Annotated in this window: 17 protein-coding genes; 11 read left to right on the plus strand and 6 right to left on the minus strand. The window is 30.3% G+C overall.

Annotated elements, in window-relative coordinates; all coding sequences use genetic code 11:
• Positions 1-20 precede the first annotated feature (20 nt).
• The gene (locus HYG85_RS20930) at positions 21-1,424 is read left to right on the plus strand and encodes a recombinase family protein (RefSeq protein ID WP_244971351.1); all 1,404 of its coding nucleotides are present in this window, start codon (positions 21-23) and stop codon (positions 1,422-1,424) included.
• Between the two features lie 36 nt (positions 1,425-1,460).
• Complete coding sequence (locus tag HYG85_RS20935) at positions 1,461-2,084, plus strand: hypothetical protein (RefSeq protein WP_212691305.1); 624 nt, start codon at positions 1,461-1,463, stop codon at positions 2,082-2,084.
• A gap of 71 nt (positions 2,085-2,155) precedes the next feature.
• On the opposite strand, the gene HYG85_RS20940 is transcribed toward HYG85_RS20935, so the two are convergent.
• Positions 2,156-3,619: a recombinase family protein gene (locus HYG85_RS20940; protein WP_212691306.1), complete on the minus strand. Its 1,464-nt coding sequence runs from the start codon at positions 3,617-3,619 to the stop codon at positions 2,156-2,158.
• A 412-nt stretch (positions 3,620-4,031) separates the two neighbouring features.
• Between HYG85_RS20940 and HYG85_RS20945 the strand changes: the two genes are divergently transcribed.
• Positions 4,032-5,204 carry an iron-containing alcohol dehydrogenase gene (locus HYG85_RS20945; RefSeq protein WP_212691307.1) on the plus strand — a complete coding sequence of 391 codons (1,173 nt, stop codon included), beginning with the start codon at positions 4,032-4,034 and terminating at the stop codon, positions 5,202-5,204.
• Positions 5,205-5,213: 9 nt separating this feature from the next.
• Positions 5,214-5,465: a hypothetical protein gene (locus tag HYG85_RS20950; RefSeq protein WP_212691308.1), complete on the plus strand. Its 252-nt coding sequence runs from the start codon at positions 5,214-5,216 to the stop codon at positions 5,463-5,465.
• A gap of 49 nt (positions 5,466-5,514) precedes the next feature.
• On the opposite strand, the gene HYG85_RS20955 is transcribed toward HYG85_RS20950, so the two are convergent.
• Positions 5,515-5,688 carry a hypothetical protein gene (locus HYG85_RS20955; RefSeq protein WP_193774741.1) on the minus strand — a complete coding sequence of 58 codons (174 nt, stop codon included), beginning with the start codon at positions 5,686-5,688 and terminating at the stop codon, positions 5,515-5,517.
• A gap of 137 nt (positions 5,689-5,825) precedes the next feature.
• On the minus strand, positions 5,826-6,494 hold the full coding sequence (gene yidC, locus HYG85_RS20960; RefSeq protein ID WP_212691309.1) for a membrane protein insertase YidC: 669 nt from the start codon (positions 6,492-6,494) through the stop codon (positions 5,826-5,828).
• Positions 6,495-7,291: 797 nt separating this feature from the next.
• Here yidC and HYG85_RS20965 point away from each other — a divergent pair.
• From HYG85_RS20965 to HYG85_RS20985, 5 genes are all read left to right on the plus strand, one after another.
• The gene (locus tag HYG85_RS20965; RefSeq protein ID WP_244971237.1) at positions 7,292-7,945 is read left to right on the plus strand and encodes an HAD family hydrolase; all 654 of its coding nucleotides are present in this window, start codon (positions 7,292-7,294) and stop codon (positions 7,943-7,945) included.
• Positions 7,946-8,075: 130 nt separating this feature from the next.
• Positions 8,076-8,561: a GNAT family N-acetyltransferase gene (locus HYG85_RS20970; protein ID WP_212691310.1), complete on the plus strand. Its 486-nt coding sequence runs from the start codon at positions 8,076-8,078 to the stop codon at positions 8,559-8,561.
• Between the two features lie 154 nt (positions 8,562-8,715).
• Positions 8,716-8,880 (plus strand): hypothetical protein, encoded by a 165-nt coding sequence (locus HYG85_RS20975; protein ID WP_193774740.1) that lies wholly within the window; start codon positions 8,716-8,718, stop codon positions 8,878-8,880.
• 185 nt (positions 8,881-9,065) lie between these two features.
• Positions 9,066-9,782, plus strand: a complete 717-nt coding sequence (locus HYG85_RS20980; RefSeq protein WP_212691311.1) for an N-acetylmuramoyl-L-alanine amidase — start codon at positions 9,066-9,068, stop codon at positions 9,780-9,782.
• A 3-nt stretch (positions 9,783-9,785) separates the two neighbouring features.
• A complete protein-coding gene (locus HYG85_RS20985; RefSeq protein ID WP_113675441.1) occupies positions 9,786-9,995 on the plus strand; it encodes a hypothetical protein in 210 nt (69 codons plus the stop codon).
• 75 nt (positions 9,996-10,070) lie between these two features.
• Here the strand turns inward: HYG85_RS20985 and HYG85_RS20990 are convergent, their stop codons facing one another.
• Positions 10,071-10,490: a threonine/serine exporter family protein gene (locus HYG85_RS20990; protein WP_212691312.1), complete on the minus strand. Its 420-nt coding sequence runs from the start codon at positions 10,488-10,490 to the stop codon at positions 10,071-10,073.
• Positions 10,487-11,263 carry a threonine/serine exporter family protein gene (locus HYG85_RS20995; RefSeq protein WP_113675439.1) on the minus strand — a complete coding sequence of 259 codons (777 nt, stop codon included), beginning with the start codon at positions 11,261-11,263 and terminating at the stop codon, positions 10,487-10,489. Before HYG85_RS20995 ends, HYG85_RS20990 begins: the two co-directional genes overlap by 4 nt.
• 422 nt (positions 11,264-11,685) lie before the next feature.
• Between HYG85_RS20995 and HYG85_RS21000 the strand changes: the two genes are divergently transcribed.
• Together HYG85_RS21000 and HYG85_RS21005 are read left to right on the plus strand one after the other, a co-directional pair.
• Entirely contained in the window at positions 11,686-13,047 is a 1,362-nt protein-coding gene (locus HYG85_RS21000; RefSeq protein ID WP_330619169.1) for a sodium-dependent transporter, read from the plus strand.
• 157 nt (positions 13,048-13,204) lie between these two features.
• Complete coding sequence (locus HYG85_RS21005) at positions 13,205-14,437, plus strand: serine hydroxymethyltransferase (RefSeq protein ID WP_212691314.1); 1,233 nt, start codon at positions 13,205-13,207, stop codon at positions 14,435-14,437.
• Positions 14,438-14,678: 241 nt separating this feature from the next.
• Here the strand turns inward: HYG85_RS21005 and HYG85_RS21010 are convergent, their stop codons facing one another.
• Entirely contained in the window at positions 14,679-16,181 is a 1,503-nt protein-coding gene (locus tag HYG85_RS21010; protein WP_212691315.1) for a TraB/GumN family protein, read from the minus strand.
• Positions 16,182-16,202: the final 21 nt, after the last annotated feature.

Consider the following 16,202-nt stretch of genomic DNA (forward strand, 5'->3'; position numbering starts at 1 on the left):
AAGTTATTGGTGCAGCTTATATAAGAGTAAGTACTTGTGAACAGCTAGAATACAGCCCAAGTGCCCAGAAAAATGCAATTATGCAATATGCCAAAAAAAACAATATACATATACCTGAGTGTAATATATTTATAGATGAAGGGATTTCAGGTAGAAAAGCTGAGAAAAGGCCAGCTTTCATGAGCATGATTAAGAAGGCAAAAGAAAAACCAAAACCATTTGATGTAATTTTGGTTCATAAATTTGATAGATTCGCTAGAAGCAGAGAAGATAGTGTGGTTTACAAATCACTTTTAAAAAAAGACTGTAATATAAAAGTTATCAGTATAACAGAACAGTTGGAGGAAGACAAATTTTCAATTATCCTTGAGAGTATGCTAGAAGCTATGGCGGAATATTATTCACTGAATCTATCAGATGAAGTAAAAAAAGGTATGAAGGAAAAAGCAAGAAGGGGAGAAATGCAAACAAGACCTCCTCTAGGATATAAATTTGTCAATGGTAAAGTAGTTGTTGATGATGATGAAAAAGAGATCGTACAATTAATCTATAATAAATTTGTTAATGATAATATGGGCTATGTCAATATAGCAAATACACTTAATAATATGGGTTATCATACCAAGAATAATGGATTATTTCAAAGTAAATCAATAAAATATATTCTTGAGAATCCATTCTATGTTGGTATTGTGAGGTGGAACAGGAAAAATAGAAATGGTGTACTAAAAGATGAAGAGAAATGGATAGTTTCAAATGGTGACCACGAAAAGATAATTGATGATTATATATACCATCAAGCGATAAAAAAGATAGAACGGATGAAAAAAACTAAGAAGATCAATCATTCCAATGAATATAGCCATTATTTGTCAGGTTTAATTAGATGTGCCTATTGTAAAGGAAGTATGGTATATAAAAATAATCAAAAAAGATATTCATATTTCAGATGCAGAAAAAGTTCTGAAGGAGCATGTCTCCAGAGAAAAATGATTAGAGTCAGTTTGATTGAAAAAATGATGGAAGATAAATTGGTTGAAGATTTCAATAATGTATTAGTCATTACAAAACATAAGAAAATATATATGAACAATCAAAGAAAATTCATTTTGGGTAAATTGAATAAATTAGACAATAAGTACAATAAGATTAAAAAAGCTTATATTGAAGATATTGATTCTATTGAGGAGTACAAAGTAAATAAATCAAAATTAAGTGAAGAACGTAAAAACCTTATAAAGGAATTGGAAAATATAAGCAGTATTTCTTTTGACGAAGAAAATAGTATACTACTACACAATGTATTTACTACTAATGAATATCCAATTCCTATTAGAAATAAAATATATAGTTCTTTTATAGATAAGATAGAAGTGGATGTAATTAAAAAAACAATCCAAATAAACTATTATAGAAATGATTGATGTGTGTTCCTTTGACTATTAGGTGAACCTAAATTATTGACTTGTGTTGCTCCAGTAGTATTTGACGAATGCGGTATTAATCTTTGTAGAGAAATAAAGATACCAGAATGTTTACTTGAAGAAAATCCATGTACTAAAGCTATTGAATTAAAAGTTATTGATATTGATTTTAGTATTGGTGAGATTGATGGTTCATGTGTTGAAACTTTACCTAAAAGACCTAACTGTGTTAGAGTTACATTATCTAAACTAAAAGTTAGATTCGCAGCAAAATTATTAGACAGACATTGTAGAGTATTAGCAGAAGAATGCTTCCAAGCACTATATCTCCCAGATAAAGATTCTCCACATTGTGATGATGATACGAATCCACCATCAATAACAATTGATTTATATGCTCCATATGGTGTTTCATATTATGGAGAGTGTAAAGAATGTATTCCTTGTATAAATTATCTAGGATTTGTTGAGGGACCTGATAGAAATAATGAATTACGCCAAGGTATTGGTTGCCAAGGATTAGCAAAAGTTATAGATTTTGATCTTGACGACGGATGTATGGCTGTTGGATTATCATTATATCTAAAAACTATCTACTTTATCCAGTATAGACTTAAACATGCAGGTCTATGTTTCAATAGAGTATATAAAATGTACTAAAAAAGGGCTATCGGTTAATACATTGTAGCAATCTACAAAAATATATTATTCTACAGCCCTTTTTAATATATTCAGTCTAAATAGAGATCAATAATAATGGTATTATCTTTGGAATTAAATACAATCTGTTTGATGAAGGATTTAGCAATTTTATGTTTGGTTACAATTGATGAATTATCAAGATAGAGTAAGTCAGTTGGAGAAGATATGTGCATAATTGAATCATTCTTATTTTGTAATTCTTCTATTTTAAGTTTCTCTAATTTCTCAATAAGCCCATTCTTTTCGTTATCAATATTCCTTTTGTTAGCTTCATATTCCTTAAGAGTATCTATCTCTTCCAGATATGATTTATTAGCTAATTCATATTTTTTACTTATTCTTTTAAGCTGCTGCTGTAATAGGGTTATATCTTCTGATTTAAAACTAGTAGAGCTATCTTTTTTTGAAATATCGATATCTCTAAAATTATCAAGGTTCTTTTCTAGTTTTTTTAAAACATAGTTCTCTATTTTTCTTCCACTAATATAGTTTGGAGTATTACAACTTCCTTCAAAATATTTGGAACAGCGAAAATTAATATATTTGCCTTTGACTTTATTTGAAGACATTGTACTACCACATGAGGAACAGCGGAGTAAAGAGCTTAACCAATGTTTTTTTTCATTTATTGGTCTGGAGTGGGTAGAACTGATAGCTTTGTTCTTATTGAATTTCAGTTGAGCCCTATCCCATAATTCTTTTTCTATTATTGGTTCATGGTGAGCTTTTTCTATAATCCATTGTTCAGCGGAATTAGGAATGTTATTACCGCCTTTACGATAATTCCATCTATTATAGCCGCAATATACAGGATTTTTTATTATATATTCAATACTGCGTTTACTGAATAATTTTTTCTTTTTGGTTCTGTATCCTAACAGATTTAGATTTTTGGCTATTTCATAAAGAGATTTATTATCATTAGTGTAATTGTTGAAAATTAGTCTTATCATATTGGAGTATTTATTGTCTATGAGTAATGTTTTGGATGCTTTATCTAATTTATACCCTATGGGACAGGTACCGGAATGTTCACCACGTTTAGCTTTTTCTATCATACCCTTTTTAACTTCATCAGATAGGTTGAGGGAGTAGTATTCTGCCATAGCTTCTAACATACTCTCTAGAATGATGGCGAATTTGTCATCTTCAATATGTTCAGTAATACTTATTACTTTTATGCCACATTCTTTTCTAAGGAGAGATTTGTAAACCACGGAATCTTCACGATTACGAGCAAATCTATCAAACTTGTGTATTAAGATGGCGTCAAAAGGATGGGGGGTGCTTTTAGCAAGACCAATCATACGCATAAATCCAGGTCTTTTCTCAGCTATTCTTCCGGATATTCCTTCGTCTATGAATATATGTTCATCCTGGACTAAGTAATTATTCTTATTAGCATATTCAAGTAATGCTGTTTTTTGAGCACTAGGGCTATATTCTGTTTGTTCATCAGTAGATACTCTTATGTAAAGTGCTGCTCTTTGCATAACATCACCTTTTTAATCATTCTTTATTTTAACCATTATAAGTTTTAGTATAATATATGTTATTATAGGCAAAATTAAATTAGAAAAAATAATCCTTCTCCTTTTTAATTATATGTTGAGATAAGTTACTAAATGTTATTTTGTAACGGTTAGTTAGTCTAACAATAATAAACATTATACTATTTCATTGAGCATATAACAATAGATGTAATTGATATATATGATAATTTTGAAATTAAGAGGAAAGGATTAATATATTAGCTGGAAATCAAAAAAATAGTAGTGGATTGCAGTAATTATAAGAAAGGATTTGGTAATTTGAATACCCTTGGATTCATTGAAATACAAAATTAAGTTTAGTATAATTGAAATACAAAATATTAAATATTACAAAAATGGGGATGTGACTTAAATGGAAAACTTAAATTCATTTCAATTCTTACTAAGTACCAAGATAATTTTTGGGAAAGATCAATTAAATTCTCTAGGAGATCAGTTGGCAGAAATTAGTGCAAAAAAAATCATGATAGTAACAGATAAAGGTTTGATTAAAGCAGGCATAGTGGATAAGGTATTGGATATTATCAAAAGAAATAATATAGACTATTATTTATATGATGAAGTAATTCCTAATCCAAGGATAAATGTAGTAGATGAAGCTGCTGCAATATGCAAGAATGAAAATTGTAATGTTCTTATTGCCATTGGTGGAGGAAGTGCTATGGATACCACTAAAGGAATATCAGTTATGGCAACCAATGAGGGAAGTTCTTACGACTATCTAGATGGAAGAGGAGAGAGTAAAAAAGAAATATCAAACGATCCTTTACCTATAATAGCTATACCTACAACATCAGGAACAGGGTCTGAAGTATCTTTTTATTCGGTTTTAACCGATCCAGAAACTAAGATAAAAGATTCAATATCTTCACATAAGATTTATCCTGTAGTTGCCATCATAGATCCTGTTCTTACTAAAAATCTACCTTCTTTCATTACTGCATGTACAGGTTTAGATGTTTTGGGACATGCATTAGAAGCATATACATCAACTATAGAAAATCCTATGACTGATTTGTTTGCATTAGAAGCCATTAAGATTGTTTTTAATAGTTTAGCTGAAGCAGTGAACAGTGGAGATATTGAAGCTAGAGTTAATATGTCTTATGCCTCCATGTTAGCTGGAATAGCAATGAGTCATTGTGGAGCTACTATTCCTCATGCTCTTGGATGTCCATTGACAGGTCATTGTGGTATGCCTCATGGATTAGCAGTAGGAATTTTACAGATACCTATGTTAGAGTTCAATAAAGAGGTTTTACAAGATAAAGTCAAAAACGTATTAAAATATATGGATGAGGATATTAATAACATTGATGAAGGTCAATATCACACATATTTAATTAATAAGATTAAAGAATTAATGAAAAAGATAAATATTGAAGAAGCTGTAAATAAATATGTTATGGATGAAAAGAGTATAGACCTAATGTCAAAAGATGCAATAATACATGGCTGTACATTAATCAATCCTAAGAAGATTTCTATAGAGGATATTATAAATATCTATAATGAAATAGGGTAAGTTATTTGGTTGGAAATATTTGTTTATGTTATATTACAACATGGAGGTCTTTGTGTACCACCAAAATGTATACCAATTAACCCTTGCGAACAAAATCCTTGCTTAGAATTTGTTGAAGGTGATTTGTTAGAACAAAGTATTCAACCACTGGAGTTATGTACTAGACCAAAAACAATTAAACCTTGTTGTTATGATCCAGTAGAAGACCCAACTCCAGCAGATGAAGCAGCTACTAAAACAGAGTGTGACAATTGCTTATAGGATATAGCAAGTTAGAGTCTAACTAATGTTAGACTCTAGGTACATAGCTTTATTGATTTTTTGTTTTCATACTTTTTACACTATATCCTATAGCATTTACCATTTGGTGAATCATCTTTTTTTCGGCTTCTATTTTTTGTTCTTTTGTCAATGAATTATATGGAACTCTTTCTCCAGTGGATAAATTAGTTATATAAGATGTTACTTTGTACCCATCTGCCATTAGACTATCACCTCCACTAATATTCTATGCGTGTAGGTTTGTACTTAATTAAATCTAATTCAGAGACATCTAATGCAGAGGTTTTTAGATAATAAATTAGAGCCCTTAATAGGACTCTAGTGTATTAACAATTCTATTTATTCTTCTTGTAGAGAAGCTTTATATTGAGCTTTTTTTCTTAGCATTATAATATTAGTTATTAATTGTTCTATGAAGGTATATAAACCTGATACAATCCAATATAACCCTATGATAACAGGTGCTTTTGATATAAATAATGCATTTATTATTATTGTGCTTATAATCATGACTTTATTTGGTTTGGTTAATTCTAATTCTTTGAATATATTTAGATAGTACATGATATTAGGCATCAAGTGAATTATTACTGATATTATTGGTATTATATAATAATTGTCAGGGGCTTTTAAATTAGTTATCCAAGGTAGGATAACAGTGGATGTTACCTCAAGAGGTATACTAGCAATAGCTCTGTAGAGTGATATCATTATTGGAAGTTGTACAAATGTTAATAAACAACCTATCATGCTACCAGAATATTTGCTGGAGATCTTGCTGATTTCTTTTTCCATCTTAACTTTGTCATTACTGTATTTTTTCTTGATGCTTTCCACTTCTTTTGATAATTTTTGTTGAAGTTCTAAGCCTTTTTTCTGTTTGATAGTTAGTGGTATTAACAGTATTTTAATAAGTAGTGTGATTAGGATTATAGTGATACCCCAATCGTTAACTACATAATACAGTTGGTTTAGTATATCAGATAAAAACTTTATTACAATATTCAATTAAATTCCTCCTAGTTTTGGTTTTAGGTTGGTTTAGTTGAATATTAGTTTCGTTTTTTCAAAGAAAATCCATATTTTATATTTATGATAGGATTCAATATCTTCTTGATATAGGGTAGTCTTATAGTCAAGATATTGAGTGGAGCTAATGGTGTTGTAGATAAATATTTGTTTAAAGAAACGCATACTATTATTAGTAGTATCAATATGAATATACATAAAGTACATGATTAAGGCAACTAGTATAAGTTGTATGATTAAAGAAAAATCAATATTCATAATTTCTCACCTCTAAAAATAGTATTGGTATAATAATACATGGAATTGTGATTTTCTGCAAGTGAAATTTGATAAAAGAAAATAATAAAAATTTACTTTAGATGTAAGTTGTTATTAATATTAGGGATTATTAGGTATATTGCAAGTAAGGCAGAAAAAATTTTTGTTCTGTCGTGGCTTTTTGCAAAATAGTATATGTATATGTTACGCCAGCTACTTGCTCGTCCTGAGCAAAAAGCTGGGTTCGGCGTCCTGCCTCACTACTCCACATATACATATACTATTTTGCTTGAAATAACCGTCAATATAATCACAAAACACTTTTTCTTCTATGTTAGATTAACTATTGGCTATTTGAAATTTCAGTTCTTAAAAAGTGTAGATGAAAATAGGTATTTCTTGAAGTTAAATTATTTGGTTGATATAATGATTTGTATAATAGTTATTAAGTCGTGTATTAGGGGGTAATTAAAATAAAATTCAATAATATTAAAGCAATTTTGTTTGATTCAGGGAGAGTGTTAAATTATCCTAGGACAGGAAATTGGTTTATATCACCAAGGATTTATGAATTTATTGATAGAGATATTTTTGATAGGGTAAAGGAACTGGATATAAATAGGGCATTTCGGAAGGCTTATGATTACATAGAAAAGCAAAGTTTAATTATAGACAGAGAGCAGGAGTATTATCATTTTAGAAGGTTTTATAGAATATTTTCTGATGAATTGCCTATTTTAAATTTGGATGATGAGCTTGTAGATATGATAGCTAAAGATTTGGTATATAATAATAGGAAATATAAGTTTTATGATGATGTGTATGAGGTTATACCAAAACTTTATGAGAGGTATGAATTAGGTATAGTTTCTGATGCTTGGCCGTCTTTATTAAATGTATATGAAGAAGCGGGATTGAGGGATTATTTTTCAACATTTATTATATCATCAATAATGGGAGTGACAAAACCTGATAAAGGTATGTTTATACCAGCGCTAGAGGAATTAGGTATATCACCAGCACAGACATTATTTATTGATGATAATTATAGTAATTGTCAAGGTGCAGAAGAATTAGGGATAAATTCTATAGTTTTAGATAGAGATAAAGGTTATGATGAACAGGTTGAGAGTATATCTTCATTAGATGAATTAGTCAAAATTTTAGATTAAGGAGTGTGATTGTTATGATGGAAGGAATAGCTATTGTTATAAGAGGGGATAACATATATAATAGTGTAATAACAAGTATTGTTGCTATAAGAAATGAAATACATAGAATAGACTAGAAGGGAGTACTTATATGATTAGAGATGTAAAATTAAGTGATGCTCAGGCAATATGTGATATCTATAATTATTATGTGGAAAATACGGTTGTTACTTTTGAAGAAGAAAATGTAACAGTAGAGGATATGGCAGATAAGATTAAGTATATTACGGATAAATACTGTTTTATAGTATATGAAAAAAAGGGTAAAGTAGTTGGATATGCGTATGTTTCTGAGTGGAGAGGTAGAAGTGCATATCGTTTTTGCGTTGAATCGTCAATATACTTGGATAAAGATTATAGTGGTAGAGGTGTCGGAACTATTTTGTATGAAGAATTAATAGATAGATTGCGAAAACTTAATTTTAGAGTGATAATGGGAGTTGTAGCGTTGCCTAATGAGCCAAGTGTGAAGTTACATGAAAGAATTGGATTCAAGAAGGCGGGGCATTTTGAAAAAGTTGGTTTGAAATTTAATAAATGGATAGATGTAGGATATTGGCAATATAATATTAAATGAGTTAATATTCGGTGATTTCGGGAAAGTATTGATTTACCATATATATGATGGTAAAATATTATTATAAGTAATATGTAATAAGATAATTAGTTTAATAAGGTCTAAATTAGGACAAAATATATACTAGAATGATTGTCAGAAAGAGTGAGGAACAATGAAAAGTACGTATTACACAAGAAAATTAAAAGAATCTAGGAAAGAGCAGGGCTTGTGCATTGATTGCAGCAAACCACATAGTACAGGATATTTAAGATGTCAAGAATGTTTGGACAAACAGGCAGAGTATGCAAGAAAAAAAAGAAAGAAAGTAAATTCCTAGACTAAAAGGCAGTGTATGTAATTATTTATGTACAGTGCCTTTTTTTAGTACCAAAAAATATGATATTAGTGCTATGGCATAAACTGAATTTCTTATAACGTTCACTTTCTCTTTTTCATAAGCATATAATGAATTAGGTATTATAATACACTTAAGAAGAAGAATTAAGAAAGTGAGGTGAATAAATGGATAATTATAAAATCATTTGGAAAGGAAATGACAACACCAACAAGTCTACTAGAAGAGGACATGCCCCTAAAGTAATTGTTGACCACATAACAGAAGGGTCAGCAAAATCTACTATAAATTGGTTTACTAGTTCAGGTAATACAGTATCATCAGCACATTTTCTTGTTACTAAATCAGGAGAGATATATCAATTTGTAAAGATTGAAGATAATGCATGGGCTAATGGAATTAATTCATATAACAGAAAATATTCTACTGCATCTATTGTGAAAGAGATGGGAGTCAATCCTAATTGGTATTCGGTTTCTATAGAACATGAAGGAATACATAGGATGACACAAGGAAAATTGACAGATAAACAGTTGGCAGCAACCATTTGGTTACATCAATATATAATAGATTATGTTAAAAGAAAATGGGATGTTAATATACCTTTAGATAGAAAACATATACTGGGACATTATGAAATTGATCCAAGAAGGAAACCAAATTGTCCAGGAGAAAAATACCCTTTTAATCAAATTATACAAGCATTGAATAATAAAAATACCTTAACTGATATTAAGGGGCATTGGGCAGAACAAGATATAAATGAGGTTGTTTTACAAGGTATAATGTCTGGGTATCCAAATGGAGAGTTTAAACCTGATGAAAAAGTATCACGAGCGGAACTAGCAACAGTTATAGCTAGATTACTTAAAAAGGAGGTGTAGTAGATGAAAAAAGAGATTCTACGAAGGTTAACAAATACCAAAGTAATTATTAGTATTGCTAGTACAATTGTTATGATGCTTGTTGCGGCAGGTGTAAAAGTTCCTAATGAAAATGTAATGATTATTGTAGAAGGGCTATGCACAATAGGAATTTTATTAGGGGTACTTAATGATAAAGGAATGGAAACAGAAAAATGGGACGACAAGGAATAATTATTGATAAATTAGTTTTGGACATACTATATAACTAATAATAATGGAGTGGGATAATACATTTATTCCATTCCATTATTTTCTCATTCTTGGAGATTTTGTTACAGAGGCAACCAAAAAAACTGCTACAGCTATAGCACATGCCAGTTCGATAGCCTGTATACCATAATATGTAGACATATCATAATCTTGAATTACAATATTATAGATAGCTTTATACAGAATTGCTCCAGGAACTAAAGGGATGATACCTGCAATTAAATATATAGTAACCGGTGCTTTCCTTATTTTAGATAATATATGGGCTATAATACTAATAGTTAGAGCTCCAAGGAATGTTGAAAAAATAATGGAGTCCATATTTATTGTTAATAAATAAACGAGCCAGCCTATAGCTCCGTTAATACCACAATAAAGTAGCTGATTTTTTGAGATGTTAAAAATTATTGAGAAAAACAAAGTTGCAAAAAAAGCTGCTATCACTTGAATAATCATATTGCTATACCTCCAGATAACAAGTAATATAGTTTCAGAACTACTCCTACACCAGTTGCAATGGATGCGGCTACAATAAGAGCTTCAACACCTCTTGAAATACCAGACAATAAATTACCTTCAATGGTATCTCTAATTGCATTGGTAAAAGCAACACCTGGAACCAAAGGCATGATGGAACCAATAATTATTAAGTCGAAGTTCGTTCCAAGGGGAATAAGTTTAGTAAATAAAATAGCAATCAGTGCAATCAAACAACCACCAACTATATCATAAAAAAACTTATATATATTCAATTTCTTAAATAATATATCTATAAGAGCTAAGTTGGCACCGATAATAGAAGATGCAATAAAATCTCTAAGATTTCCACTAAAAACTGTTGTAAAAAAACCAGCGGCCAGACCAGTAGCTATAATTGTCAGCATATTTGAATAAGCCGATTTTCCTTTAACTTCAAGTAATTTTTCATAAGCTTCTTCTATAGTAAGTTGATTGGTACAGTATTTTCGGGAAATATCGTTGGTAAGTTCTACTTTGGATAGATGGATAGTTCTTTTATTAACCCTTTTCACATATGTAATCATTTCAATTGTTGGATCGTCTAAAGTGGCAAATATTCCTGTCGGTGTAACAAAGGATTCTATAACCTGAAAATTAGTTGTTTTCAATATTCTATTTATAGTATCTTCAACTCTATAAGTCTCAGCGCCATTTCTTAACATGATCTCTCCTGAAAGAATAGCTGATTTGAAAATTAGTTTATAGTTCATATGATCACCTTATAATTATTCTTTTATAATAAAAATTAGCTTATTTTTTTGATATTTTATATACAATCCAAATGTTATTCTAATCAAATACATTGTACACTATACTTAAGCAGGTATCAATTCAATATTCAAAATTATAATAAATAATATCTTTAATAGGAATTAACAATATTTAGTAAATATTTTATAATGATAATTATAATAAAATTAGTATTTTTTTTAACATGAATAGGATATACTTATTTTATCTTAGAATAAGCGTTTATATGTATCTTTTTTATATTACTATATTAATTACAATATTTACAAATAGTAAAAAAGCACTAATTACATAGGTAAATATAACTAATTGACTTGCTTTTGTTTGTTATGTAAAATTCAAAAGACGTAACTTTATAATTGCAGAGAGGAAAGTGTATACATTGAAGGATAATAATGTTCAGAGAAGTCAATGGGGAAGTAAAATAGGTTTTATACTGGCTGCTGGAGGATCAGCTGTTGGTTTAGGAAATATATGGAGATTTCCATATCTAGCTGGAGAAAATGGTGGAGGAGCTTTTGTACTTATTTATTTAATAACTGTAGCAATAATAGGGTTCACATTAATGCTTGCAGAATTTACTATTGGAAGATACTCTCAAAGTAATGCAGTTGGAGCCTTTAAAAATATTGATAAAAGATTTGGTTTTATAGGATTCATCGGTGTTATAGTCGCATTTTTGATTATGGGTTTTTATATGATTGTTGGTGGATGGTCATTAGCATATATTTTTAAGGCTATCACAGGAACAATAAGTACAACAGACCCAAACTTTTTATCTAGTTCATTTAATGAGTTGGTAGTTAATGACTTTCAACCAATTTTTTGGGGTGGCATATATATAATTCTTAATATTTTCATAGTTTCATCAGGTATAAATAAAGGAATTGAAAAGGCTAGTAAAATCCTTATGCCTGCATTATTTGTAATTATGATAATACTGACTTTCAAGAGTTTATCACTTGAAGGAGCTATGGAGGGTGTTAAATTTTTTATTAAACCTAACTTTAGTGAGATAACACCAAAAGTAGTCCTCAACGCAGCTGGTCAAGCATTTTTTTCTTTGAGTCTAGGTATGACATGTATGGTTACTTACGGAAGCTACTTAAATAAAAGTGAAAACTTAGTTAAGAATGCAATGATAGTACCATTGCTAGACACATTAGTAGCCATTATGGCTGGATTTGTTATTCTTCCAGCAGTATTTGCATTCGGTTTTACACCTGAGGAAGGACCAAGTCTTGCATTTGTTACTATTCCAGCAGTATTCACTACAATGGGAACTAACCTGGGAACTATATTTTCAACACTATTCTTTATATTATTGACTATAGCTGCTATTACTTCATCTATATCCCTATTGGAGATACCAGTTGCTTACTTAATAGAACAACGAAAATGGACCAGAAGAAAAGCAGTTATTATTACTAGTATAATTGTATTTGTAATGTGTATATTTTCATCATTATCAAAAGGCAGCTTAAGCCATGTAATGATTGGTGGTAAAAGCATATTCGACCTATATGGTTTTCTGACTTCCAATATACTACAACCATTTGGAGGATTGATGGTCTGCTTGTTTCTTGGTTGGATATTAGGTAAGAAAAAAGCATTGAATGAAGCTACCAATGAAGGTACAGTCAAGTTTAGATTAGCTAACTTATGGATCTTTTTATTGAAATATATAATACCTGTACTTATTTTCCTAATATTCTTATCAGGGTTAGGTGTTTTCAATATTTAGATATTTTCTGATTATTATTAATGAATGTTAAGTTAGGTATTTCATAAATTCATAAAAAAAGGAAATAAATCAAATATATCAAATGCGTATTCCAATATAGATTAACTTATGCTATAATGATTTCATTGATTTACTAAGTAAAAATGGAGGTATGTAGATGTATACATTTGATGAAGTTAAAAGCGTTGATCCAGAATTAGCTAGTGCACTGGATAAGGAAATAAACAGACAAAGGGATAATATTGAACTTATAGCATCAGAGAATTTTGTATCAAAAGCAGTATTAGCAGCAATGGGAAGCCAGTTAACTAATAAATATGCAGAAGGTTACCCAGGTAAAAGATATTATGGCGGTTGTGAATGCGTAGATATAGCGGAAGATCTAGCTAGAGACAGAGTAAAAGAATTATTTGGTGCAGAACATGCTAATGTTCAACCTCATTCTGGCGCTAACGCTAACTTAGCAGTTTATTTTGCAGTACTTAATCCTGGTGATACTATTATGGGTATGAATTTATCACATGGGGGACACTTAACACACGGAAGCCCTGTTAATATTTCAGGTAAACAATATAAAATCGTACCATATGGTGTAAACGAAGAAGGTTACATTGATTACGATGAACTAATGAAAATCGCAAAAGAAAGCAAACCAAAGCTTATTGTAGCAGGAGCAAGTGCTTATGCTAGAACAATAGATTTCAAGAAATTCAGAGAAGTAGCTGATGAAGTTGGAGCTTATCTAATGGTAGATATGGCACATATTGCAGGTTTAGTTGCTGCGGGACTTCATCCAAATCCAGTACCATACGCTGACTTTGTAACATCTACAACTCATAAAACATTAAGAGGACCTAGAGGCGGACTTATCTTATGTCCAGAAAAATATGCCAAGATAATTGATAAAGCTATATTCCCAGGTATCCAAGGTGGACCTTTGATGCACGTTATAGCTGCAAAAGCAGTCAGCTTCAAAGAAGCTTTATCAGAAGACTTTAAAAAATATCAGCAACAAACAATCAACAATGCTAAAGCTTTAGCTGAAGGTCTAACTAAAAGAGGATTTAATCTTGTATCAGGGGGAACAGATAATCATCTACTATTAGTTGACCTTCAAAATATGGACTTAACTGGTAAAGTTGCAGAAAAATTACTAGACGAAGTATCAGTAACATGCAACAAAAACACAGTACCATTTGACCCTAAGAGTCCATTTGTAACTAGCGGAATAAGACTTGGAACACCTGCTGTTACAACAAGAGGAATGAAAGAAGAAGATATGGATACCATCGCCGAAATCATATATCTAGCACTAAGCGATTTCGAAAACAACAAAGAAAAAGCACAGAACCTAGTAAAAGACCTAGTAAAAAAATATCCACTATACTAAAAATAAATAATATATAATATACCTAAAGCTCAGTGCTAACCCCACTGAGCTTTTTCTATAATGAAATACATATCAGCTTTCATAAACAAATTACTTATGAAAAATAGTTGACCATACACTCATGATATTAAAAAATAACGGGCATAAAAAAAGTGGTATATGATTCGTTTTACGCAGACCGTTCCTTTGGAGTAAGGCAAGTAAAACGAATCATATACCACTAATATAGCCATACGTTAGTTTATTTTATCTGTTCAACACTATAACCTTCGTCCTCTAACTTATTAACTATCCCTGCATTAGTTACCATATGACCAGCTCCAACTATTACAAAATAAGTTTTTCCACTATCATCATTAAGATAACTTAATACACTCTCATACATATGATCATTTCTATCTATCCAGAATTTCTTAGTAAATTCATCAGTAGCATTTTCATCATACGCCACTACTTCTTCTAATTCTTCAACATTTCCTTTTCTCCAAGATTCTAACATTCCAGCAATCACTTCAACATTATTATCCATTGAATCAACAGCAGGATCAGTTTCATCATTATCTGCTTTTTCTTCAGGCTTAGTTAATACACTCTGTAAAAATTGCTCTTGGAACTCTGGGTCAAAGGATTCAAATAGATCAGTTTGGAATTTATAACCTTCAATTTCAATAATTGGTTTTCTGAATAATGCCTTGGACATAAAATAAACATCTACACCAAGTCCTGCGTGAATTGATTGTTCAGCAGTTTGCATATTTTGAATGGTAAAAGCCGCACTCCAAGGTTTTAATATATCATATTGTTCTTTTGTAAGAACACCAAAACTCTTCATTGCTTCTTCATAAGCTTCATATGTTTCTTTTGAAACATGTTGGTCTATAGTAGTTCCATCAGAATATACCATTTTTTGCTGCATATAAGCAATTCCTTCTTGACTGTCTAATAAATTAACCTCAACAGCTAAAGCATCAGATGAATCAAAAGCTTCTAATATGTCATCATTCATTGGATAAATACGTGAATCTGCTATATGTATTGAACCTAGAAGATAAACTGTATTTTTTCCACCGCTAACTTTCCAAAAAGCACCTTTTGCAGCTCTATCAGATTTTTGAATAGCATAATAATAAGCTCTTCTTGTTAAAGCGAAAAGTTGTTCCTTAGTACAATTGTTTTCAAGTCCCAGCTTATTATTACCGATACCATTTAGAAGGTTATTAGAAACCAAATATCCCACACCATTAAGATTACCATCTGCTGATGAAATATCATCAAAAGAAAGTGAATAATCCAGTTCATAGTCGAAAGTTGGTTCAGCTTTTTTGATAACTTTATATAGAACGTTTACAACATCTTTTCTTGTAACGACTACATTCATATTATCATCTAATAAAAATACGTTAAATAATTTGTAAGCAGCTTTTTGTAAAGCTATATCATCAATTGTTATATCTTCATCAGATACTGTTTCGCCAGTTAATTTTTCATATAACTTAACACCTACAGTATATAATTCTCTATAAGTTACATTTGATTGATATTGCCCAAACATAGATATATCAATAATATCATAGATACTTAACATCTGAACATCTTCTAATGCCCATATGCTAGGTTGTTCAGGTTGTTGCTGCTTGATTGGTGCAGGATTCGCATATGCTACTTGAAAATTGTAATTGATTGATACTAAACAAAGAACAAGTGACATACACAAAATAGTAAATAACTTTCTTGATTGTTTCACAATAATAACCACCTTTCTTAT

This window comes from Vallitalea guaymasensis, from assembly GCF_018141425.1.
Taxonomy (GTDB): Bacteria; Bacillota; Clostridia; order Lachnospirales; family Vallitaleaceae; genus Vallitalea; species Vallitalea guaymasensis.